At 73.4% G+C, this 21,104-nt stretch carries 19 protein-coding genes and 2 pseudogenes; 10 read left to right on the top strand and 11 right to left on the bottom strand.

Going from position 1 to position 21,104, the window contains the following annotated elements; genetic code table 11:
- Positions 1 to 66 precede the first annotated feature (66 nt).
- The 3 genes and pseudogenes from AB0M39_RS22325 to AB0M39_RS22315 form a co-directional block, all read right to left on the bottom strand.
- A complete protein-coding gene (locus tag AB0M39_RS22325; RefSeq protein WP_365366972.1) occupies positions 67 to 1,626 on the bottom strand; it encodes a serine/threonine-protein kinase in 1,560 nt (519 codons plus the stop codon).
- Between the two features lie 133 nt (positions 1,627 to 1,759).
- A pseudogene (locus AB0M39_RS22320) lies at positions 1,760 to 2,485 on the bottom strand (serine/threonine protein kinase); the annotation flags it as partial.
- Between the two features lie 446 nt (positions 2,486 to 2,931).
- Complete coding sequence (locus AB0M39_RS22315; protein WP_365366970.1) at positions 2,932 to 4,221, bottom strand: bifunctional GNAT family N-acetyltransferase/ATP-binding protein; 1,290 nt, start codon at positions 4,219 to 4,221, stop codon at positions 2,932 to 2,934.
- Between the two features lie 185 nt (positions 4,222 to 4,406).
- Between AB0M39_RS22315 and AB0M39_RS22310 the strand changes: the two genes are divergently transcribed.
- The 3 genes from AB0M39_RS22310 (at position 4,407) to AB0M39_RS22300 (ending at position 7,444) form a co-directional block, all read left to right on the top strand.
- Positions 4,407 to 5,297, top strand: coding sequence for an arginase family protein (locus AB0M39_RS22310; protein WP_365366968.1), 891 nt, complete (start codon positions 4,407 to 4,409; stop codon positions 5,295 to 5,297).
- 66 nt (positions 5,298 to 5,363) lie between these two features.
- A complete protein-coding gene (locus tag AB0M39_RS22305) occupies positions 5,364 to 6,314 on the top strand; it encodes a lytic polysaccharide monooxygenase (protein ID WP_365366966.1) in 951 nt (316 codons plus the stop codon).
- Between the two features lie 140 nt (positions 6,315 to 6,454).
- Positions 6,455 to 7,444 carry a glycosyltransferase family 2 protein gene (locus tag AB0M39_RS22300; RefSeq protein WP_365366964.1) on the top strand — a complete coding sequence of 330 codons (990 nt, stop codon included), beginning with the start codon at positions 6,455 to 6,457 and terminating at the stop codon, positions 7,442 to 7,444.
- Positions 7,445 to 7,532: 88 nt separating this feature from the next.
- Here the strand turns inward: AB0M39_RS22300 and AB0M39_RS22295 are convergent, their stop codons facing one another.
- Positions 7,533 to 8,987: a DUF6056 family protein gene (locus AB0M39_RS22295; RefSeq protein WP_365366962.1), complete on the bottom strand. Its 1,455-nt coding sequence runs from the start codon at positions 8,985 to 8,987 to the stop codon at positions 7,533 to 7,535.
- A 280-nt stretch (positions 8,988 to 9,267) separates the two neighbouring features.
- Between AB0M39_RS22295 and AB0M39_RS22290 the strand changes: the two genes are divergently transcribed.
- The 3 genes from AB0M39_RS22290 (at position 9,268) to AB0M39_RS22280 (ending at position 12,350) form a co-directional block, all read left to right on the top strand.
- Positions 9,268 to 9,729, top strand: a complete 462-nt coding sequence (locus AB0M39_RS22290) for an SPW repeat protein (protein WP_365366960.1) — start codon at positions 9,268 to 9,270, stop codon at positions 9,727 to 9,729.
- Between the two features lie 236 nt (positions 9,730 to 9,965).
- Positions 9,966 to 10,571: a YdeI/OmpD-associated family protein gene (locus AB0M39_RS22285; RefSeq protein WP_365366957.1), complete on the top strand. Its 606-nt coding sequence runs from the start codon at positions 9,966 to 9,968 to the stop codon at positions 10,569 to 10,571.
- 147 nt (positions 10,572 to 10,718) lie between these two features.
- Positions 10,719 to 12,350 carry an adenosine deaminase gene (locus tag AB0M39_RS22280; protein ID WP_365366955.1) on the top strand — a complete coding sequence of 544 codons (1,632 nt, stop codon included), beginning with the start codon at positions 10,719 to 10,721 and terminating at the stop codon, positions 12,348 to 12,350.
- Between the two features lie 52 nt (positions 12,351 to 12,402).
- Here the strand turns inward: AB0M39_RS22280 and AB0M39_RS22275 are convergent.
- The 3 genes and pseudogenes from AB0M39_RS22275 to AB0M39_RS22265 all read right to left on the bottom strand — a co-directional run.
- Positions 12,403 to 12,570 (bottom strand): annotated as a pseudogene (locus tag AB0M39_RS22275) (aquaporin family protein); the annotation flags it as partial.
- A gap of 34 nt (positions 12,571 to 12,604) precedes the next feature.
- Positions 12,605 to 13,717, bottom strand: a complete 1,113-nt coding sequence (locus AB0M39_RS22270) for a polyprenyl synthetase family protein (RefSeq protein ID WP_365366953.1) — start codon at positions 13,715 to 13,717, stop codon at positions 12,605 to 12,607.
- The gene (locus AB0M39_RS22265; RefSeq protein ID WP_365366951.1) at positions 13,714 to 14,778 is read right to left on the bottom strand and encodes a tetratricopeptide repeat protein; all 1,065 of its coding nucleotides are present in this window, start codon (positions 14,776 to 14,778) and stop codon (positions 13,714 to 13,716) included. The genes AB0M39_RS22270 and AB0M39_RS22265 overlap by 4 nt, the downstream gene beginning before the upstream one ends.
- A gap of 448 nt (positions 14,779 to 15,226) precedes the next feature.
- On the opposite strand from AB0M39_RS22265, the gene AB0M39_RS22260 reads away from it, so the two are divergent.
- From AB0M39_RS22260 to AB0M39_RS22245, 4 genes are all read left to right on the top strand, one after another.
- Positions 15,227 to 16,723 carry a hypothetical protein gene (locus AB0M39_RS22260; RefSeq protein WP_365366949.1) on the top strand — a complete coding sequence of 499 codons (1,497 nt, stop codon included), beginning with the start codon at positions 15,227 to 15,229 and terminating at the stop codon, positions 16,721 to 16,723.
- A 215-nt stretch (positions 16,724 to 16,938) separates the two neighbouring features.
- Positions 16,939 to 17,646 (top strand): 2OG-Fe(II) oxygenase, encoded by a 708-nt coding sequence (locus AB0M39_RS22255; RefSeq protein WP_365366947.1) that lies wholly within the window; start codon positions 16,939 to 16,941, stop codon positions 17,644 to 17,646.
- Positions 17,647 to 17,782: 136 nt separating this feature from the next.
- Positions 17,783 to 18,058 carry an isoamylase early set domain-containing protein gene (locus AB0M39_RS22250; RefSeq protein ID WP_365366945.1) on the top strand — a complete coding sequence of 92 codons (276 nt, stop codon included), beginning with the start codon at positions 17,783 to 17,785 and terminating at the stop codon, positions 18,056 to 18,058.
- 37 nt (positions 18,059 to 18,095) lie between these two features.
- Positions 18,096 to 18,752 carry an endonuclease gene (locus AB0M39_RS22245; RefSeq protein ID WP_365366942.1) on the top strand — a complete coding sequence of 219 codons (657 nt, stop codon included), beginning with the start codon at positions 18,096 to 18,098 and terminating at the stop codon, positions 18,750 to 18,752.
- Positions 18,753 to 18,839: 87 nt separating this feature from the next.
- On the opposite strand, the gene AB0M39_RS22240 is transcribed toward AB0M39_RS22245, so the two are convergent.
- From AB0M39_RS22240 to AB0M39_RS22225, 4 genes are all read right to left on the bottom strand, one after another.
- Positions 18,840 to 19,166, bottom strand: a complete 327-nt coding sequence (locus tag AB0M39_RS22240) for a transcriptional regulator (RefSeq protein ID WP_365366940.1) — start codon at positions 19,164 to 19,166, stop codon at positions 18,840 to 18,842.
- Positions 19,163 to 19,582 (bottom strand): hypothetical protein, encoded by a 420-nt coding sequence (locus AB0M39_RS22235; RefSeq protein ID WP_365366938.1) that lies wholly within the window; start codon positions 19,580 to 19,582, stop codon positions 19,163 to 19,165. The genes AB0M39_RS22240 and AB0M39_RS22235 overlap by 4 nt, the downstream gene beginning before the upstream one ends.
- Before the next feature lie 159 nt (positions 19,583 to 19,741).
- Positions 19,742 to 20,224 (bottom strand): hypothetical protein, encoded by a 483-nt coding sequence (locus tag AB0M39_RS22230; protein WP_365366936.1) that lies wholly within the window; start codon positions 20,222 to 20,224, stop codon positions 19,742 to 19,744.
- A 47-nt stretch (positions 20,225 to 20,271) separates the two neighbouring features.
- On the bottom strand, positions 20,272 to 20,979 hold the full coding sequence (locus tag AB0M39_RS22225; RefSeq protein WP_365366934.1) for an RraA family protein: 708 nt from the start codon (positions 20,977 to 20,979) through the stop codon (positions 20,272 to 20,274).
- Between the last annotated feature and the right edge of the window lie 125 nt (positions 20,980 to 21,104).

Below are 21,104 nucleotides of genomic sequence, written 5' to 3'. Positions count from 1 at the left end.
TCCTGACGTTTGTCAGGGATACGCCGTCGGCTGGCGGGGGCACGCCTGTCAGCCGACGGCAGCCGCTCAGCGCGCGTACCGCTTCAGATGGCCCAGCACCACGTCCACGTGCGGCTGGGTGCGCGGCGGCACGCCTCTCGCCTCGATGACCGTGCGGTCGCTGGTGCGGTAGCCCGCGGCGATGAGGGCCGGGAGGTTCTCGCGCAGACCGTTCTGCTTGAACTGCTGGCCGAGCCAGCAGGTGTACACGCCCATGCTGGCGATGGCGTCCGGCGCCGACATGTAGTCCTTGGCGCCGTTCCGGTCGCCGTCGACCGCCCACGCGCGGAACACCGACGGCGTCCACATGGCGATCCCGTACTCGTCCGACTCCGGCCGGGCCGCCTTCTCCTCGAAGTCGCTCTCCGCCTTGAGCATCGCGGCGAGCAGAGCGGGAGTGACCTCCGCCTCGGTGCAGAGCTTGGCGGCGTCCTCGATCGGCCGGCGCAGTGCCGCGGGCACGTCCGAGTCCGCCGGGAGCGCACCGCCGGCCGGTGTGCGGGCGGACTGCTGGGACCGGCCGGGCGACTCCTCGCCTCCGCCGTACGTCGCCGTCACCGCGACGGCCGCGACGACGGCGGCCAGCGCGAGCCCCGCGCCGGCCAGGACCGCCGGTCGCCTCCGGCGCGGCGGCCGGGCGCCCGGTTGCAGCGCGCGCACCCGCTCGGCCAGCTGCTGTGCGGTCATCGCGGCCCGGGAGGCGTGGTCCGGCGCGAGGCACGCGGTGACGAGCTCGCGCCAGCCGTCCTCCAGCCGGTCGTCCAGCCGCAGGGGCGCCGTGCCCCTGGCGTAGGACTGGGCGGCGAGCGAACGCGCCCTGGCGGTCGAGCCGAGGAAGGGGTGGAGGCCCCCGGTGAGCACCTGGTGGGCAAGGACCCCGAAGGCCCAGATGTCGGCCGTGGGGCGTACGACGCTGCCGCGGACGCCGGTGCGCTGGGACCACCACTCCGGCGGCACGTGGTCGAGGGAGCCGACCGGCGGAATATAGGCGTGGGTGCCTTCGAGTTCCACCGTCAGGCCGAAGTCGGCGAGCCAGACGGCGCCGTCGGCGGCGAGGAGGGTGTTGGCGGGCTTCAGGTCGCCGTGCACCCAGCCGTGCGTGTGCATATGGGCGAGCCCGGCGGCCACCCCGTCGAGGATGCGCTCCGCGTCCGGCGCCGGGACCGAGGGCTCGCCGGCGGCGATCAGGTCTTGGAGGCTGCGCTCGGCGCGGTCCATGACCAGGGCGATCACGCCGTCGAGGTCGGGCCGGTCGGGGTCGGCGAGGGTGACGGCGGTATGGGTGCGGACCAGGTTGGGATGGTCGGCCTCGCGGCTGAACCGCACCTCCCGGCCCATCAGTTCGTCCATCGAGGCGCGCTGGCCGGGGGTGAGGAGATCGGTGCGCAGGAACTTCACGGCGACGCGGGACGTGCGGGCGTCGCCGTTCGCCGCCTCGGCGCTCGCGGCGGCCGCGGTGTCGTCGGCGCGCTGCGCCGCGTAGACGCTGCCCCAGCTGCCGGCGCCGATCAGGCCGGTGACGGTCCAGTCGGCGATCCGGTAGCCCTCGGGAATGTCCAGTGGGGGAGTGGTGCTGATGTGGTCCATCGTCGACGGGCCTTTCGGTTCAGCGTCCGACGGGCGGTCTGACCGGCGGTCTGGCCGGTGAGCTGACGGGCGGTCCGGCCGACGCTCTGACGGGCGGTCCGGCGGCGGGGCCGGCCTGCGGCCGGACAGGCGCGGGCAGCAGCGCGAGGTGCTCCTCGCGCACCAGGTTGAAGCGCAGGGCGAGGGCGACGAGCTGCCCTCGTTTGCCGCCGTCCTCGTCGCGGAGCCTGAGCTTGGCGGTGGCGAGGTAGTCGATGTGGTAGTTGACCGCCGAACGCGTCAGGTCGCTGCACGAGTCGAGGGGCCGCAGCCGGTCGACGACCTCTCCGGCGCCTGGGATCGCCGTGCTCAGCGAGGAGCGCAGCCTCGGCTCGCACAGGGCCAGCAGCACCAGGAAGTACTTCGAGGTCGGGTCCAGCGCGAAGGGGGTCGCGGTCGGCTCTCCCGCGGACGCGGGGCAGTCCGCGCTCGCGTAGGCGTGCTGCGGCGCGAAGACCTTGAAGTCGGCCGAGCCGGACGCGGAGGGCAGGATCACCCGCGAGATCTCGAAGGGGACGGGGGCGCCGATCCGGCCGGGCGCGACCTTGACGTGCTCGCCCGCGCCTTCGAGGTTCTCCACGACGTACGTCGCGGACGGGCTGTAGTTGGAAAGCCGCCAGTAGTCCTCGGCTGCGGTGATCTGTCCGGCGAGGCGCGAGACGCCGGGGTCGTGGAGCGGGACGGCGACCGGGCGGCCGGGCGCTCCGCGGCCGAAGTCGGCGGTCTCGCCCGGGCCCATGTGCAGAAGTCGGGGCCTGGGCTCCGGGTCGTCCGGATGCCGGCCAGCTCGCTCGGGCAGCTGAACGATCACTGTGGTCACTGTGGCAACATCCGCGTCATAGGCACACCGTGGTGCGTGGTGAGTACTGACGTACGGCGGGACCGGGGTCCCGCATACGGCCGCACCAGGGCTGCGGCACCGGGCGGTGCGGAGTGAGTACGGCGTCAGTCGAGACGGTGCGCGGTGCGCGCACGGTTCCCCCTGTTGAATGGCCGTTCAGTGGTGCACGGACCACGATAGCGACTGGTCTAGGCCGGACGCAGCTGTTCCGCATGTGCCGATGGGGCAGGTCGGAGCAGTTCCCGTCATTCGGCGGCGGCGATTGGCCGAATCTGGACGCAAGCCGTCCGGAAGCGGCGCGCAGGCGCCCGCGCAGAGTTCCGGCCAACCGACGGGCGCCCCTGCGCGCGGGCCGCGCACGGCCTGAGCGCTGTCTGCCTGTCGCCTGAGCGCCGCCTGCGCACGGCGCCGTGGACCAGGCGCGCTCAGAACCGCGCGTGAGCGGTGATGTCCGCGCCGAACTCCTCGATCATCGCGGGCGTCACGGTCGGCCTGCACTGCGCGACGGCCTCCAGATAGTCCTCGGTGCTCGCGCCGAGCGCCCGCCCCTCGCCCGCCCTGCCGCCGATCGTCTCCAGATCCCGCTCGAACGCGCTCTGCGCGGCGATCCGGGCCGCGTGCTCGATGTCCGCGGGTGTGAACAGCTCGGTGGCCGCGACCAGTACGGACACCTCCACATCCGGCCTGCCGTCCGTGTACCGGGACCAGATCGCCGCCCGGGCCGCCGCGTCCGGGGTGCCGATCGGGATCAGACAGTCGAACCTGCCGGGCCGCAGGAACGCCGGATCCAGCGACCGTATGGAGTTGGTGGCGCACACCAGCAGCCGCTCGTCGCCCTCCCGGAAGCCCGGGATGAGCTTGAGGAGCTCGTTGGTCACCCCGTGCGTCCCGCCGGGCCGCGCCGGCTCGGACCGCACGGGCGCGATCTCCTCCACCTCGTCGATGAACACCAGCACCCGCTCCAGCTCGGCGATCCTCGCGAAGGCGCTGCGCAGCGCGGCCGCGAGATTGCCCTCGTCGGCCAGCCGGGAGGGCAGCAGCTCGACGAACGGCCAGCCGAGCCTGGCGGCGATGCCCCGGGCGAACGTCGTCTTCCCGGTCCCGGGCGGACCGAACAAGGCGATGGCCCTCGGCGGCCGCACCCCGTGCCGCGCGGCCCGCTCCGGCTCCGCCAGCGGCAGCACGACACGCCGCTCGATCAGGTCCTTCTCCGCCTCCATGCCGGCGACCTTGCCCCACAGGTCCCCCGGCAGGAACCGCCCGCCCAGATCCTCCAGCAGACTCGCCGCGGGCCCGTGGAGCGGCTCCGCCTTCTCGAAGTACGCGACCGCGGGCTGCCGGGTGTAGCCCGCGTTGAGCAGCCCCTCGCCGAGCAGCTCCTCCTCCGGCAGCACATAGGCGATCCGGCCCACCCGGGCGGCGATCAGACGCCGCTCCAGCTCGACCAACAGGGCGCTGGCCAGCCCCCGGCCCCGCCAGACCGAGGAGATGGCGATGCGCATCACCCAGGCGCGCTCCCCGGCCACGCTGGCGAGGGCCGCGCCGATGGGCGCGCCCTGGTGGACGGCGACGACGGCGGGCTGGCGGGAGGCGAGGGCGCCGATGCACTCGGCGAGCGAGAAGACCGACTCCTGCCCGAGCTCGGCCGTGGTGTCGATCAGATGGACCACTGCGGCGAGATCGCTCTCGCGGTAGTCGCGGATGAGCCAGTTCACGGGTACCGCCCCTCGTTCGTGCCGTTGCGGCGAGGCTAGGGGCGGCGGCGCGGCCGGTCGTGCGCCACTGTGAACAATCCGGGCCCGCGACTCCTCCGTACCGTCGGTTGCCCCGCCGAGGGCTGAGACGCGGCGCCGAAGGGAAGGGCCGAGAGAAGCCGGCTGCGCGTACGAAAGGCTCACCCGTGCGGGAACTTGTGGTCATCGAAGCGCCGTCCGTCCTGGGCCTGCGGCCCTCCGGCGTCGAGGAGCTCCCCGATGCTCTGCTGGACGCCGGGCTGCTGGAGGGACTGGATGCGGCACGGGCCGGCCGCGTGGAGCCGCCGGCGTACGACGCCAGGCGGGACGCCGCCACCGGGATCCTCAACCCGGGCGGCATCGCGCGGTACTCGGTCAGGCTGGCCGACGCGGTCGGCGACGTACTGGACGGCGGCCGGTTCCCCGTCGTCCTCGGCGGAGACTGCAGCATCCTGCTCGGCAGCCTCCTCGCCTTGCGCCGCCGCGGCCGGCACGGTCTCCTCTTCCTCGACGGGCACACCGACTTCTACCAGCCCGCCGCCGAGCCGGCCGGCGAGGCCGCGTCCATGGAGCTCGCCCTGGCGACGGGCCGCGGGCCGCGGCTCCTCGCCGACCTCGAAGGCCGCGGACCCCTGCTGCGGGACGAGGACGTCGTCGCCTTCGGGTTCCGGGACGCCGCCGAGTCCGCGGCGGCCGGGATGCAGCCGCTGCCGCCGGAGCTGCACGCGATCGACCTGGACGCCGTCCGGGCGCTCGGCGCCGCCGAGGCGGCGAGGCGGGCGGTCGACCTGCTCGGCGGCGGGGGCGAGGGGGAGAGCGCCGGGTACTGGGTGCACCTCGACGTCGACGTCCTGGACGACGCGATCATGCCGGCCGTGGACTACCGGCAGCCCGGCGGGCTGGGCTGGGCCGAGCTGGAGAGCGTGCTGGCCGCCGCGCTGACCGACGAGCGGGCCGTCGGCTTCGACGTCGCCATCTTCAACCCCCGCCTCGACCCCGGCCAGACGATCGCGGCCCGGCTCGCCGCCTGTCTGCGCGGAGCGCTGTCGGCGCGCTGAACGCTCGGCCGCGGCCTGCCGTACTACACGGCAGGCTGCCGCCCCCACCAAGGAGAACTGCCGCCGATGACTGCACGACGCATCTCCGCCGCCGCGTTCGTCGGCGTCGTACCGCTCCTGCTCACGCCGCTGGCCGCCGGGCCCGCGCAGGCGCACGGCGCGCCGACGGACCCGGTGAGCCGGGTCGCCGCCTGCGGTCCCGAAGGAAGCCAGCGCGGCTCGGCCGCGTGCCGGGCCGCCGTCGCCGCGAACGGGGGAGGAGCGTTCGAGAAGTGGGACAACCTGCGGCTGGCCGACGTACGGGGCAGAGACCGCCAGGTCGTCCCCGACGGGCAGCTGTGCAGCGCCGGACTCGCCGCCTACCGGGGCCTGGACGTCGGACGCGCGGACTGGCCGGCGACGAAGCTGAAGGCGGGGTCCGCGTTCACCCTCACCTACCGGTCGACGATTCCGCACCGGGGGACGTTCAGCCTCTACCTCACCAAGCAGGGCCACGATCCCGCCGCGCCCCTGCGCTGGTCCGACCTGGCGGAGCAGCCCTTCGCCACGGCGAAGGACCCGGTGCTCAAGGGCGGCGCCTACAAGATCAGCGGACAGCTTCCGCGCGGACTGACCGGCCGTCATGTGCTCTACACGGTATGGCGGAACTCGGACACTCCGGACACCTACTACTCCTGCTCCGACGTGGTGCTGACGGGCGCGGCGAAGCCCGCTCCCGCGCAGCCCGCGCCGCGGCAGCCGACCCCGGAGCAGCCGGCCGACGAGCAGGCGGCGGCGCCGCGGCAGCCGGCGGAGCCCAAGAAGCCGGACGCCGAGCAGTCGGCCGCGCCCCCGGCGGACGCCGCGAAGCCCGCCGACCCCGCCCGGCAGGAGCAGCCCGACCCCGCCCCCGCGTCGGCCGCGTCCGACGCCGACGGGCCGACGACGGCCGTCCTCGGCACGGCGGCAGCCGCTCTCGCGCTGGTCGCGCTCGGCGCGTCCGTACTGCGCTGGCGCCGCGGGACCCGCACCCGGTAGTCCACTACCGAGAGGTAACGAACCGACGTCCATCGCGCGTCGCGGGCAACCTTCTCGGCCTCACAGCCATCCTCTACGTGCAGCGGGATCTCAGGGCCGCTCGGCATACCCGCACAGACAGTGCATGGAGAGAGATGACAATGGTCGATGTTTCGGTCGTGGTGCCGTGTTTCAACGAGAGCGAGGTGATCGACGCGTTTCACGCCGAGCTCGTCGCCGCCCTCGAGCCGACCGGAACCGCGTTCGAAGTCTGTTACGTCGACGACGGCAGCAGCGACCTGACGGCGGAGCACGTGAGGAACCTCGCGGACACGGACCCGCGGGTGCGCTACACCTCCTTCAGCCGGAACTTCGGCAAGGAGTCGGCCATGCTCGCCGGACTGCGCATGTCCCAGGGCGACGCGGTGGTCCTCATGGACGCCGACCTCCAGCATCCCCCCGAGCTCGTCCCCCGCATGCTCGAACTGCACCGCCACGGCTACGACCAGGTCGTCGCCCAGCGGGACCGCACGGGCGAGGGCGCCGTGCGTACGGCTCTCAGCCGGGCCTACTACCGCGTCGTACGCCGTTTCATGGAGGTCGAGATCGTCGACGGCGTCGGCGACTTCCGGCTGCTGTCGCGGCGCGCGGTCAACGCGATCCTGTCCCTTCCGGAGAGCAACCGCTTCTCCAAGGGGCTCTTCTCCTGGATCGGCTTCGACACCGTCAGCTTCACCTACGAGAACGTCGAGCGGGCCGCCGGGCAGTCGAAGTGGGGCGGGCGGCATCTGCTGAACTACGGCATCGACGGACTGCTCTCCTTCAACAGCCGGCCGCTGCGGATGGCGATCCACACCGGCCTGTGGCTGTTCCTCTCCGCTCTCGTGTACGCGCTGTGGATCATCGCGAACGTCGTGCTGAACGGCGTCGACACGCCCGGCTACGCGACGCTGATCACCGCCATCGTCGCGCTCAGCGGCATCCAGCTCGCCACCCTCGGCGTCATCGGGGAGTACGTGGGCCGGATCTACCACGAGTCGAAGCGCCGGCCGCACTACGTGGTCCGCGAGACGGACGACACGCGTACGGACGGCCCGGGCCGCCCGGAGCGCCCGCTGGAGACGGTGGGCCAAGGCCGCTCGAAGCCGTGACCCCCGGAGGCGTGGACATGACGCAGGCCCGGACCCCTCGGGGGTCCGGGCCTGCGTCACGCTTCAGGTCAGGTCAGCTCGACTCCGCTCAGGGAAGCCGCTTGGAGTAGGTGACCTTGTCGACGTTGTAGTAGTCGGCGACGCACTCGGCGGGCCACACCTTGCGGCCCCCGCCGCCGAACGGCTCCAGCATCTTGGCGACCGAGAGGGGCTTGTACGGGAGGACCTTCGCGCCGTTCTCCGACTGGGCGTGCAGCCACCGGTCCTGACGGTCCCACTTCTGGGCCCGCACCCGCATGTCGTCGCCGAGCTCGGCCAGCGGCGAGACCAGTCCCGCCACGGACACGGCGCACACGGCCGTGGCGACCGCCGTCGCCGCGCCCAGGACCCGTCGCCGGGACGCCGCCGCGGCGGGGCCCTGGCTCTCAGATCGCTGACGCAGCGCGCGGCCGGCGAACGCGCCGGCGGCCACCAGCAGCAGGACGTAGAGCAGGAGGTAGTCGTTCCACGTCCGCTCCGTGGTCACCACCCGGTCGCCGAATACGGGGTAGGTGATGACGGTGCAGAGGTAGCCGCAGACCAGGAAGGCGAGCGCGCCGAGGGACACCAGGAACAGCGGCCGGCAGGGGAGCAGCACCGGCTGGCGTCCGCCGCGGCTGCGGGCCATCAGGCCCAGGAGCACGCCGGCCGCGAGCGCGCCGACGTACTGCCAGGTGGTGAAGACGGTCTCGAGGATCTGCAGATAGCCGCGGAACGAGCCGGCCAACGACTCGGGCGCCAGCATCGAGGCGGACTCGGCGCCGTACCGCTCGCGCCGGTTGCGCGAGCCGGGCGAGGTGACCAGCACGAGGGTGCCGACGGCGATGCCCGCCATGGCGAGCAGCGACCAGTTGCGGACGAAGCCGCGGACGCGCTCGACGAAGAGCCAGCGGCCGAGCAGCACCGCGCCGGAGAGCACCACGAGGGCGACGACCGACGCCTCCTCGGAGAGCGTGCCCATGAAGATCCCGGCCGCGAGCACCACGCCCAGGGCGGCGATCCGGCCGCGCCGGCTGTGGGCCCTCAGCAGCGGGATCGCCGCGGCGCACGCGAGGACGGGCGCGACGGTGTGCGAGACGGAGGCCGCGGGCCAGTAGAACGTCTTGTACGTGTTGGGGGTGGCGAAGAGGAAGACCGCTGTGATCATCGACGCCACGAGCAGCGGGACGCCGCGCGGCGTCGTCTGCCCGGCCCTGCGCAGCAGTTGGACGGTCAGCGCCCAGAGCAGGCCCAGCATGAGGACGCCGCTGACGAGGCCGAACCACTGGTGGCCGGCGACGGGGAACTTGGCGTAGAGGCCCACGAGCAGGCCGTTGCCGAGCCGCCCGTTGTCGGTGAAGTAGAACTTGCCGATCAGGCCGGAGACGCCGTGGTCGCGCACGCTGGGCAGGAAGCACCACTCGTCCGCGCTTGGGCGGACATGGCGGCCGAGCCAGGAGGCCATGGTGAGCAGTCCGATGGGCAGCAGAGCCAGACCGACGGTCCAGACCGTCGTCCACGACACTGACCGGAAGGGGCCCTGCGCACCGTTCCACCGCCTTTGCCCGGGTTCCTCGCCCGGCTCTCGCGCGATGGCGACGCTCGATGCGTCGACGGCCATGTACACCACTGCCTCTCGGAAAACTACTGGTCCGACACCGTAGAGGCCATTCCTCACGGCGACGTTCCACCTTATGCAGCGCAAGATCGATGATTTCGCGCAGGGGCGTTGACCTGAGCGGCTCAGGAAGCGTTACATAGGGGATAAAGGGCAGATAAAGGCTTCTCACAGGAGGCGGCCCGCCATGACCACTCACCCGAGCATCGAGCAACACCCCGACCTGGCTGAGATGCGTTCCCGCTTCGAGCGGGCGACGACCACTCCCCGTGCCCAGGCGGTCGAGACACTGGCCCTGCTCACGGGCCTGTACCTGGCGGCTTCGCCGTGGATAGTCGGGTTCAACGGCCTCACCACGCTGGCCGTCTGCAACCTCATCACCGGCGTCGCCTACGCGCTGTGCATGGGAGGGTTCGGCTCGGCGTACGAGCGGACCCACGCCATGGCCTGGGCGGCGATCGCCATCGGAGCATGGACGATCGTCTCTCCTTGGATCGTGGCCGGCAACGTCGACACGACGCGCGCCGTCGTCAGCAACGTCATCTGCGGCGCGGTCGCGCTGATGTGCGGTCTGGCCATGGCGGGCATGAGCGGCACCGGCACGGGCCGCGCTCGCGGTCGCGGGGGCCCTGGGCCGATGCCGATGTGACGCCGAGGCGTCCCTCGTCGAAGGCCCCGACCTGCGAGGAGGCCGGGGCCTTTGCCGTGCGCGGACGGTCGGGGCCTTTGCCGCGCGCGGAGGGTCGGGGGTCGCGTCTCGTCGAGCGCCGGGGGCGACCGGGTCCACCGGGGCTCGTCTAGGACGGAAACTGGCCTAGATGCCGCCTAGCGTGGGAACCACGGAGCCGGGCAGCCCCAGCGGCGGCACAAGCAGAGGAGTGCGGGATGGATTCCCTGGACAGCGTGGAGATCATCGTCTTCGAGGACGAGGCCGCGCTCGAGGCGTGGATGGCCGAGCACTACGAGCGGGAGTCCGGCGTCTGGCTGAAGATCGCCAAGAAGGGCTCGGGCGTCGCGTCGGTGACCATCACGCAGGCCCTCGACGTCGCGCTCTGCTACGGCTGGATCGACGGCCAGCGCAAGTCCTTCGACGCGACGTACTACCTCCAGAAGTACACGCCCCGCCGCCCGCGGAGCCTGTGGTCGCAGGTGAACATCCGCAAGGTCGAGGCGCTCGACGCCGCGGGGCGCATGAAGGCCCCCGGCCTCGCGGCGGTGGCCGCCGCCAAGTCCGACGGTCGCTGGGACGCCGCGTACGCGTCCCAGCGGGAGGCGACCGTGCCGGAGGACCTCGCCGCAGCCCTGGAGGAGAGCCACGCGGCGAAGAGCGCCTTCGAGCGGCTGGGCAAGAGCGCCCGGTACTCCGTCGTCTTCCCCCTTATGACAGCGAGGACGCCCGCCACGAGGGCACAGCGGCTGCGGAGGGCGATCGCCGCGCTGGAGAAGGGCGAGACGGGGGAGACGAGGGTGACGGGCGAGAAGCCTCAGTAGACGAGGCGTATCGCCTCAACCGGCGGCCGTGCGCCCGGACTTCCGTGCACGCCGCCCGGACCGGGCGGCCGGGGGCGCCGGGCCCGTTCGGGTGATCGCGGCCTGTCGCCGGACCGGCGGGGGCAGCGGGCTGGCGACGATGCCCGCATGATCGACAGAACCCTCCGCCGCCTCGACGGAACCCTCCACCGTCTCGACAGAACCCTGCGCCTTCTCACCCGGAACTGCAGGGCGACGCTGCTGGCCCTGGGCCTGACCCTGCTCGCCGCCCAGCCGGTCGCCGCCGAGGCGCCCGGCAAGGTCCCCGGTCCCGGCTCGCCCGCGCTCACGGCTGCCGAACGACGGGTCTCCGCTCATCTGGACCGCATCCGCGACCGGCCGGCCGCCCTGGCCGCGTTCGTCCGCGCGCTGCCCAAGGGCGGCGAGCTGCACAGCCATCTCTTCGGCGCGGTGTCGACCGAGCTGTTGATGGACCTGGCGGCGGCGGACGGCATGTGCGTGGAGAACGGCTCCCTGCGCGCGTTCGCGCCGCCCTGTCCGGCGGGCAGCCGGCCGGCCGAGGAGCTGCGCACCGACGCCGCCTTCCGCCGCCAGGTGCTGCGGGCCTGGTCGATGCAGGACTTCCGGCCTGGCGCCGAGTCGGGCCACGACCACTTCTTCGCCGCCTTCGGGAAGTTCAGCGCGGTCGCCGCACGTCATCCCGGGGAGCTGCTGGCCGAGGTGGCGAACACGGCGGCCGGGCAGCGCCAGTTCTACTCTGAGCTGATGGTCTCGCCGAACGCCGCCGGCGCCGACGCGCTCGCGGACCGGGTCGGCTACGACGCCGATCTCGCCCGGATGCGCCGCAAGCTGCTGGCCGGCGGGGCGATGGACGCGGCCGTCCGTGCGGCGCGCCAGGAGACCGACGAGCACCTCGCGGCCTTCCGCGCCGCCGCGCGATGCGCCGCCGAGCGGCCCGACCCAGGGTGCGCGGTGCCGTTCCGGTTCGTCTGGCAGGTCGCGCGCAACAGCGCCCCCGAGCGGGTCTTCGCCCAGATCGTGCTGGCCATGGAGCTGGCCCAGCGCGACCCCCGCTTCGTCGCCGTGAACCTGGTCCAGCCCGAGGACGGGGCCGTCGCGCTGCGGGACTACAGCCTCCATATGCGCATGATCGGCGAGCTGCGCGACGTCTACCCCCGGGCCCATGTCACCCTGCACGCCGGCGAGCTGGCGCCCGGCCTGGTCAAGCCCGAGGACCTGCGCTTCCACATCCGCGAGGCGGTGCACGTGGCCCGCGCCGAGCGCATCGGCCACGGCGTCGACATCCGGCACGAGGACGGCGCCGACGAGCTGATGGCGGCCATGGCCGAGCGGCGCGTCGCCGTGGAGGCCGCCCTCACCAGCAACGACCAGATCCTCGGCGTCTCGGGCGCCGAGCACCCCTTCCCGCTCTACCGGGAGCGGGGCGTGCCGGTGGCGTTGGCCACGGACGACGCGGGGGTCTCCCGTATCGACGTCAGCCATGAGTACCAGCGCGCCGCCGTCGTGTACGACCTGTCCTACCGGGAGTTGAAGGACCTGGCCCGGGCCTCGCTGGAGCACGCCTTCCTGCCAGGGCGCAGCCTGTGGCGTACGACCGCCGACTACCGGCCGGTGCGCGCGTGCCGCGCCGAACGACGCCCTGGGACGCGCACGCCAGGGCCCCTGTGCGCGGCCTTCCTCGCCGCCAGCCCCAAGGCGGCCCTCGAATGGCGCCAGGAGGCGGCCTTCACGGCCTTCGAACGGCGGGTGCTGGCGTAGTCGGGGCGCGGCCGAGAGGTGTACCCGATGGCCGTGGCGATGTCCCGGTCGCCGAGGCCAGGGTGCTGGCCAGGAGTTGGACGGCGATGTCGTCGCTGAGGGCTGATGCCTGGAGACCGGAGCCGACGACGACGGCCACCAGGGCCGCGGTTCCCGCGAGATGACGGACCGGCGGCGCGAGAACTCCGTGCGGCGGACCCTCTGGGGCCCGACCGGTCAGGGCCCCAGACGCATGGATCCGCCGTGCCGGGCCGTCACATCCTGCGCGAGACGAGGAACGGCAGCAGCGCGAGGATGTCGCCGACCGCCGCCGGGTCCAGCGGGACGCTGTGCAGACTCCGCGTCGCCAGGTCGAGATGGCGCCGGGCCTCGTCCAGGGCGGCGGCGCGCCCGCCGGCCTCCTCGATCAGCGCGGCCGCGTCGCGCAGGGCGGCGTCGTCCAGCGGGGAGGGGGAGGCGAGCAGCTCCCCGAGACGCCGGGCGGCGGGTGTGCTCGACGACAGGGCGGCCAGGACGGGGAAGGTCTTCTTCCCGCGGCGCAGGTCGCTGTGCACCGGCTTGCCCGTGACCTCGGGGTCACCCCAGACGCCGAGCAGATCGTCCACCGTCTGGAACGCCACGCCGAGATGCCGTCCCGTCTGGGCGAGGGCGGCCACGGTGGACGACGGCGCCCCGGCGAGCTGCGCGCCCAGAGCGGCGGCGCAGCCCAGCAGCGCGCCGGTCTTGTGGTCCGCCATCGACCGGTACTCGTCCAGGCGCACGGCGCCCGGCCCGGTCCACGGCCGGCTCTCGAAGAGAAGGTCCTCGGCCTGACCGTGCACCAGATGCCGCAACGCCTGGGTCAGCCGGCGTATCGCGGCGGCGCTATGGGCGTTCTCCGCGGTGGCCAGCGTCTCCAGGGCCAGGGCGAACAGCGCGTCGCCGGCGAGGACGGCTGGCCCGGTGCCGTACGCCTTCCACACGGTCGGCCGCTGCCGCCGGGTCTCGTCGCCGTCCATGATGTCGTCGTGCAGGAGCGTGAAGGTATGGATCAGCTCGACGGCGACCGCGCCGGCGACGGCGCTCTCCGCAGGCGCTCCCGCAGCCTCCGCGCAGAGCACGGTCAGGGCCTGGCGTACGCCCTTGCCCTCGCCGCCTCCGCCGGGTCCGGGGCAGCCGCCCACCTCGCACCAGCCGAGGGAGAAGGCGGCCATCTCGGCCGGCCAGGGGTGCAGGAGGTCGACGGCGGCGGCGAGGGCGGGCCGTACGAGCTCCCGGCAGCGGGCGAGGACCTGCGGCGCCGAGGGGCCCTCGGCCGAGCCGTCTGCGGCGGAGGGGCCCTGTGCCGTGGGCGCGTCCGGCGCGGCGGCGGTGATCGGCACGGTCATCGCCGGCCTCCGTCCACGCCCGCCCCGGGCGCCACGGGCAGCGCGCCGAGCTCGGCCAGCGCCTTGTCGGCCATGTCGCGGGCGTGGTGCAGACCGATCCGGTCGAGGTCGCGGCGGAGCTCGCCCAGATCGGCGGCCGTCTCCGTCCGGTCGCGCCCGAGCCGGGCCAGCGTCTTGACCAGGCCGAGCCGGCACAGCGCCTCGCCACGCGGCTCGCTGATGACGCGGAACTCCGCCAGGGTCTCCTCGTACGCCTGCCGTGCCTGCTCATAGCGGCCGGCGCGGAAGAGCACATTGGCGCGCATCTTGTGGTTGTAGGCCAGCGCGCTGGTCAACTGCATCTCGCGGCAGGTGAGCTCGGCCTCGGCGAGCAGCTCGAGCGCGCGGTCGGGCTGGTCGTCCCGGGCGGAGACGATGTCCGCGATGCCCCGCAGCGCCCACGCGCGGCCCCGCCGGTCGTCCGCCCGCTCGGCTATCTCGGCCGCCTCCTCGAACATCGCGAGCGCGGTGTCGTACGAGCCGGTGTTCCGGTGGATCTGCGCGATGCCCTCCAGCGCCCACACCGTGTGCCGGGCCTCGCCGCGCCGCCGCGCCTCGGCGAGCAGCTTCTCGTGCAGGACGCGAACGGCCTCGTAGTCGCCCTGGATCCGGCCGGTCTCCGCCAGCCCGGCGAGGGAGTAGCCCCGGGCGACGACGTCGCCGCCGAGCTCGGCCGTGTCGGCGGCGAGCGCGAGCAGACGTCGGGCCAGGGTGAGGGCGCCGCGCTGGCGGGCGAGCGTGCCGCCGCTCCACAGCGCCCAGGCCATCGCCCCCAGGTCGTCGGCCGAGCGGGCGGTGCGGTAGCTCGCCTTCCACGCCCGGTCCGCCTCCTCGACGTTCCCTAGACGGCGGTGCGCCTCCGCGACGGCGAGCCCGGCGCGCGCGACCTCCTGCGGCGAGCCCGAGAGCTCGGCCTCGCGCAGCTGCTGGGTTCCCTTGGCGAGCACGTCGGTGAGGGAGGAGTTCACCGACATGGACTGCAGGGCGCCTTGGTATTCGGCGGCGAAGGCCTTGCTGTACATGGATGCCTTTCTGCTGTGCGGGTCTGGCCTGTGGTCACCTATGTGGCTCTGGCCTGTGATCACGGTGAGTCGATCGACTATGCACTCTGTGTATACGTGGCGTGTATACGCTGGGTGTATAGCGGGTCGGTGCGAGAGCCCGTAGATCCCTGCGGGAGTGCGGACGAGGCGAGACGCTCCCATGCCACCGGCGACGGGACGGCTCTGGGAAGGGCGTCGAACGCCCCTCCCGGCACCTTCCGTTGATCAAGACGTCGATCTTGCTCGGGGAGTTGCCTCCCGACGAGCGGAAGTTGAACCCCCGGATCCAGAGCCAGCTCCAGCGCCCGTCCGGGAGCCCGCTGCGGACCTCGTGCAGGACCTCGTACAGGGCCTCGTTCAGGACCTCGTTCATCCGAGTGCCGGGCTCACAGGGCCGGGAGCGCTGGACGCGTGCAGCGTGGTCCCTATGACGCAGACCCCGGCCGTGGCGACCGGCCCGAACAGGCGAGAGGCCCGGCCCGGCGGACGGGGGCCGGACGGGCGGCGCATCGCCTGGCTGGCCGCCGTGGCCGCGGCGTTCGTCTGCGCCCAGCTGGTGCTCGTCGTGCCCGGCTCAGGTCTCGGCTGGGACGAGACGGTGTACGTCAGCCAGGTCTCCTCGCACGCCCCCGCCGCGTTCTTCAGCGCGCCGCGCGCCCGGGGCATCACCTTCCTCATCGCCCCGGTGACCGCGCTGACCTCGTCCGTCGACGCCCTGCGCGTCTATCTGGCGGTGCTGTCGGGCGCCGGTCTGTTCGTATCGCTATGGGTGTGGCGACGGCTGGCGCCCCTCTCGGTGCTCGCGCTCGCGGGCGCCCTGTTCGCCAGTCTGTGGATCACCCTCTACTACGGCCCGCAGGCGATGCCGAACCTCTGGGTCGCGTACGGGGCGATGATCGCCGTCGGCTGCTTCCTGCGGGCCGCGCGGGACGTCCGCGACCGCCGTGCCCTGCTCGGCCTCGGCGCGGGCGTCGCGCTCGCCGCGCTGATGCGGCCCACCGACGCCTTCTGGCTCGCCGCGCCGCTCGCCGCCGCCGCGCTCACGGTCAGGTCATGGCGGCGGCCGGCCCTGCTGCTCGCGCTCGCCGCTGGCGTGGTCCTCGGGTGCGCGGAGTGGGTGATCGAGGCGTACGTCCGCTACGACGGGCTCCTCGCGCGACTGCACCGCGGCAGCGAGATCCAGGGGCGCCTCGGCTGGAACCTCGCCTTCGACGACCAGATCCGGGCCCTTCAGGGACGGTCGCTGTGCCGCCCCTGCGATGTGCCCTGGCGGAACCCGGTCACCGCGGCGTGGTGGTTCGCGCTGCCGCTGTTCGTCGCGGGCGGGGTCATGGCCGCGGCGCGGGCGAGGGCGCTCGGCGCGATCCTGCTGCCGACGCTGGTCGGGCTGTCGCTGGCGTTCCCGTACCTGCTGCTGATCGGCTACGCCGCACCCCGCTTCCTGCTCCCCGCCTACGCTCTGCTCGCCCTCCCGACGGCGCTCTGTCTGACCTGGCTGGCCCGCGCCGCGCGGTGGCGCCCGGTCGTCGTCGCCGCCCTCGCTCTCGCGCTGGTCGCGCATCAGGCGGTCCAGTACGCGGTCCTGGCGGGCGCGACCGCGCGCAGCCGGGATGTTCGCGTGGCCTTCGCGCAGGCCGCCGCCGAGCTGAACGGCCAGGGTGTGCGCCCGCCCTGCGTGGTCAGCGGCTCGGAGGCCATCCGCATCGCGTTCCTGGCCGGCTGCGCCTCGCGCCAGACCGTCGGCCACGACGCCGGCATCACTCCCGCCGGGCTGACGGCGATCGCCCGCGTCCGGCCCGTGGCCGTGCTGGTGTCGGGAGACGGCGCCCCGCCCGCGTACGCGCGCGGCTGGCGCCTCCACCCCATGCCGGGACTGCCCGGGCGGCCCGAGGTCCGGGCCTATCTGTCGCCGCTCGCACGCTGACGTCCGAATCCCGCCAGACACCGCGGTGAGCGCATCGCAGACTCGTCCGTGCGCGGAGGGACCGCGACACCCCGATCGACCGCCACACCCCGATCGACCGCGACCGCTGTCACGACGGAGACCGCGACCGCTGCCGCGACGGCGTCCGCGACTGCCGCGACGACGGAGAAGGGCCGCGATCGACGGGCCCTGACAGAGGAAGGCGCGACGCCACCATGAACCCGACCGCAGAAGTCGCCGCCGGCGACTGGACGGCGATGGCCGAAGAACTCGACGCGTACGGCTCTGCGATGACCGGGCGGCTCCTCGACCCCGCCCAGTGCGCGTCGCTGACCGAGCTGTACGAGACGCCGGAGCTGTTCCGCACCACCGTCGACATGGCCCGCTGCCGCTTCGGCTCCGGCGCCTACCGCTACTTCGCCGACCCGCTCCCGCAGCTGGTGCGCGATCTGCGCGCGGCCTTCTACCCGCGTCTGCTGCCCATCGCCCGCGACTGGGCCGACCGGCTCGGCCGTCCCGCGCCCTGGCCGGACGACCTGGAGGAGTGGCTGGCCTACTGTCATGAGGCCGGACAGAGCAAGTCCGCGCAGATCCTGCTCCGTTACGGGCCCGGCGACTGGAACGCCCTGCACCGCGACCTGTTCGGCGACGCCGTCTTCCCCCTCCAGGTCGTCCTCGCCCTGGACGAGGCGGGCACGGACTACACGGGCGGCGAGTTCCTCCTCCTCGAGCAGCGCCCCCACGCCCAGTCGCGCGGCGCCGCGACCCTGTTGCGCCAAGGCCACGGACTGGTCTTCACCACCCGGGACCGCCCCGTGCGATCCCGGCGAGGCTGGTCGGCCGCGCCGGTCCGGCACGGCGTGAGCGTGGTCCGCTCCGGCCGGCGGCACACCCTCGGGCTGGTCTTCCACGACGCCGCCTGACGGTCGCGGGACGCCTACGCCGCGCTCGGGGCCGCCGTACGGGCGACGAAGTGGCCTCTTTGGCGGAGCCGGGCACGACGGAGAACCCTCGGGCCGCCATGCTGACCGCAATGCCCCGCAGATGAAAGGTTTCCCCATGCTGGAGCGCGCTCGTCGCAAGGACGACACCCAGATCACCTTCGTCATCCCGCCGGACCGGCCCTGCGGTCAGGTCAGCGTGGTCGGCGACTTCAACGACTGGCAGCCCGGCGCGCACACCCTGGAGACCCGGCCGGACGGCACCCGTGCGGTCACCGTCGCCCTGCCCACTTCACAGCGGTACGGATTCCGCTACCTGGCCGCCGGCGACTACTGGTTCGACGACGACCACGCCGACGACCACGACGGCCGCAACAGCATCCTGCACACCTGAGCGCGGCCCCGCCGACCGCGGACGCGGAGAGTGCTCCATGCCGGACCTGTCGCCCGCCCAGCAGAGCCGGGCCGTGCGCGAGCTGCTCGCCTCCCACGGGCGCACATACGCCGACGAGGCGGGCATCCGGCTGCGCGACACCCCTCAGCCGCTCTACCGGCTGCTGGTTCTCGCCGTACTGCTGAGCGCCCGCATCCGCAGCACCACGGCCGTGGCCACCGCCCGCGCGCTGTACGACGCCGGGCTGCGCGATCCGCGGCGGATGCGCGCGGCGAGCTGGCAGGAGCGGGTCGACGCCCTCGGCAGCGGCGGCTACCGCCGCTACGACGAGCGCACCGCGACCCAGCTCGGCGACGGCGCTGCGCTGCTGATCGAGGAGTACGGAGGCGATCTTCGCCGGCTGCGGGCCGAGGCGGACGGTGACGTCGCCGCTCTGCGCGGGCTGTTGCGCCGGACGCCGGGCCTCGGCCCGGCCGGCGTGGACATCTTCCTCCGCGAAGTCCAGGGTGTCTGGCCCGAGGCGGCCCCCTACCTCGACGCCAAGACCCTCGACGGCGCTCGCCGCCTGGGCCTGCCGGACGACCCGATCAGGCTCGCGAAGCTGGCCCGCGCGGCGGGCGAGAGCGATCTCGCGGTCCTCGCCGCCGCGCTGGTGCGCACAGCCCTGGAGAAGCCCTCAGTCGGTGGCGAGTAGATGTCAGCCCACGACGAGCGGGCGTCAGTCCGTGGCGGGTAGACGTCAGCCCACGACCAGCGGGTGTCAGTCCGTGGCGAGTAGCCGTCAGTCCACGGCCGCGATCGCTCGGAGCGCGGCCAGATGCCTCTCGTACACCGCGCGCCCCTCCGTGGTCAGCGAGAGCCACGTCCGCGGACGTCTGCCGATCCGCCCCTTGGTCACGGACACCCAGCCCGCCTCCTCCAACGCCGACACCTGCTTGGACAGGGCCGAGTCGGTGACCTCCACCAAGTCGCGCACAAAGCCGAACTCGGCCTTGTCCACGGCCGCCAGGGCCGCCACCACCGACAGTCGCACCGGTGCGTTGAGCAGGGGCGCCAAGGAGTGGCGGGGGTGGCTTCCGTGCTGCTTGTCCGCCGTCGGCTCGGTCACGACGACCGCCGCGTCTCGAGCAGCGCGCCGATCGCCAACGGCAGCGCGCACGCCAGCGCGGCGAGCGCCGCGAAGCCGGGGCTGTCCGGGAACGCCGCGTTTCCCAGCAGGATGGTGAGCGCGAAGACGACGGCCCAGGACCCCACCATCATCCCGTGCTTGACGCCGAAGCCCCGGCGGACGACCCGCTGACGCGAGGCGTACACGCTGAGTCCGGTCACCAGCAGGGTGTTGGCCGTGCCGAAGACGATCGCCGACGCGAGCCCGTGCCACAGGACGGCCACGGGCACCAGGAACAACTGCCCGGCGGCGAACACCCATAGATAGCGCGCGTACCAGCCGCTGCCCGCCCGAGCCGCCTTCTCCAGCTCGGCTGCCCGCCCCAACGTCCCCGCAGCGACGCTGACTTCGTCCATGCTTCCCCCTCGTACGTGCCCTGCGAACGGTCACTTGCCATGGTGGCCAATACTTTCCAACTTGGCAAGTAGAGGGGCGTGTCGAGACGGCGCCCCGCTGCGTCGGCGAGGAAGAGCGACGTAGGCAAGGGCGTCAGGGGCGGGGGCCGGCCGGGGCCGCTACGGCTGGGAGCGGTATCCCAGCAGGCTGAACAGCACGAACTCGGGCGGGACGTCCGGCCTTCCGGACCGCTCGGCGACGACGTCCACCAGCTGAGCGCGCAGTGCGGCGGCGGGCTCGCCCAGCACGACGAAGCTCAGCACCAGCTCCAGCATCAGACGGTCGTACGCGTCCCCGAAGCTGCTATAGCGCTCCTCGTCGCCCTCCACGACCGCCTCGACGATCCTCCAGCCCCCCTCGGCGGGCCCGAACGACGCCCGGTAGACGGCGTACCCGGTCCAGCTCCGGCACAGGAAGACGTCCCCGCCGTCCTCGGCGAGGACGTTCCACTTCTCCTCCATAGCGCGCGCCCGACAGCCGCTCCGGATCCGGCGGAGCTCCTCGTCCGTCCAGACGCGGGAGGGGAGTACGCCCATCGGGCGGGGCAGGGAGAACGCCCGCCGTCGGCGCAGGGAGTCCCGGGTCGCGCTCTCGTCAGCCATGACGCGAGCGTACGTACGGCGGCGGCGACCCGGACGCCGGGGCCGGACTACTCCTCGATCGCCCCGCCCACCGTGCGCAGATGCTCGCGGAAGGTGAGCTCCGGACGCCGGTCGCGCTCGGCGAGGTACTCGGCGAACCGCACCTGGCCGCGCAGGGACTCGCCCGCCCGGATCCGCTCCGCCTGGCGCCGCTCCGTGTCGCGGATCGTCTCCGCCAGCGTGAAGACCTCGCCGGCGCGGGCGGCGGGAACGAAGAGCGCGCCGTCGTCGTCGGCCAGGACCAGGTCCTGCCGGCCCACCGTCCAGGTGCCCACCGTCGCGGACTCCAGCGCGTCCTTGGGGCGGTGGTCGACGCGCAGCGGGCCCGTGGAGACGGCGCCCAGGCTGAAGACCGGCAGGCCGATCGCCTGGATGTCGGCCGTGTCCCGGTGCAGCCCCCAGATCACGATCCCCCCGAGCCCGGCCGCCCGCGCCTCCAGGGCCACGAGGTCGCCGACGCAGCTCTCGTCGAGCCGCCCGCCGTTCTCGACCACCAGCACATCGCCGGGCTCGGCGCCCTCGAACGCCTCCAGGAAGACGTCCACGCTGCCCACGTGCCGGGCGGGAAGCACCCGCCCGGCGACGCGGCTCCCCGGCGACACCGCACGCATCGGCGCGGGGGCGCAGCGCACCGGCGCCTGAGCCCGAATACAGCCGTCCGCCACATGGGCGGTGGTCAGCGCCGCGAACCGCCGCTGAAGCTCCTCGTGGTCCATGCTCCGCTCCTCCTGCCGCGTCGGGCTCCGGCGTCGGGTCTTGGCTCCGGATTCGGCCGCCGGACTCATTCGCGCCAGCCGAGCGGCTGCGTCCGCTCGTCGCAGTCGTAGGCGGGACGGATACG

The organism is Streptomyces sp. NPDC051907 (assembly GCF_040681075.1).
Classification (GTDB): domain Bacteria; phylum Actinomycetota; class Actinomycetes; order Streptomycetales; family Streptomycetaceae; genus Streptomyces.
The sequence above is the reverse complement of the archived record's forward strand: the minus strand, read 5'-3'. Positions and strand labels throughout refer to the sequence as shown.

Coding starts and splice junctions, on each gene's coding strand:
- AB0M39_RS22325 (WP_365366972.1), bottom strand. CDS start 1,626: ATGGACCACATCAGCACCACTCCCCCACTGGACATTCCCGAGGGCTAC.
- AB0M39_RS22305 (WP_365366966.1), top strand. CDS start 5,364: ATGACTGCACGACGCATCTCCGCCGCCGCGTTCGTCGGCGTCGTACCG.
- AB0M39_RS22300 (WP_365366964.1), top strand. CDS start 6,455: ATGGTCGATGTTTCGGTCGTGGTGCCGTGTTTCAACGAGAGCGAGGTG.
- AB0M39_RS22290 (WP_365366960.1), top strand. CDS start 9,268: ATGACCACTCACCCGAGCATCGAGCAACACCCCGACCTGGCTGAGATG.
- AB0M39_RS22285 (WP_365366957.1), top strand. CDS start 9,966: ATGGATTCCCTGGACAGCGTGGAGATCATCGTCTTCGAGGACGAGGCC.
- AB0M39_RS22280 (WP_365366955.1), top strand. CDS start 10,719: ATGATCGACAGAACCCTCCGCCGCCTCGACGGAACCCTCCACCGTCTC.
- AB0M39_RS22270 (WP_365366953.1), bottom strand. CDS start 13,717: ATGACCGTGCCGATCACCGCCGCCGCGCCGGACGCGCCCACGGCACAG.
- AB0M39_RS22265 (WP_365366951.1), bottom strand. CDS start 14,778: ATGTACAGCAAGGCCTTCGCCGCCGAATACCAAGGCGCCCTGCAGTCC.
- AB0M39_RS22260 (WP_365366949.1), top strand. CDS start 15,227: ATGACGCAGACCCCGGCCGTGGCGACCGGCCCGAACAGGCGAGAGGCC.
- AB0M39_RS22255 (WP_365366947.1), top strand. CDS start 16,939: ATGAACCCGACCGCAGAAGTCGCCGCCGGCGACTGGACGGCGATGGCC.
- AB0M39_RS22250 (WP_365366945.1), top strand. CDS start 17,783: ATGCTGGAGCGCGCTCGTCGCAAGGACGACACCCAGATCACCTTCGTC.
- AB0M39_RS22245 (WP_365366942.1), top strand. CDS start 18,096: ATGCCGGACCTGTCGCCCGCCCAGCAGAGCCGGGCCGTGCGCGAGCTG.
- AB0M39_RS22235 (WP_365366938.1), bottom strand. CDS start 19,582: ATGGACGAAGTCAGCGTCGCTGCGGGGACGTTGGGGCGGGCAGCCGAG.
- AB0M39_RS22230 (WP_365366936.1), bottom strand. CDS start 20,224: ATGGCTGACGAGAGCGCGACCCGGGACTCCCTGCGCCGACGGCGGGCG.
- AB0M39_RS22225 (WP_365366934.1), bottom strand. CDS start 20,979: ATGGACCACGAGGAGCTTCAGCGGCGGTTCGCGGCGCTGACCACCGCC.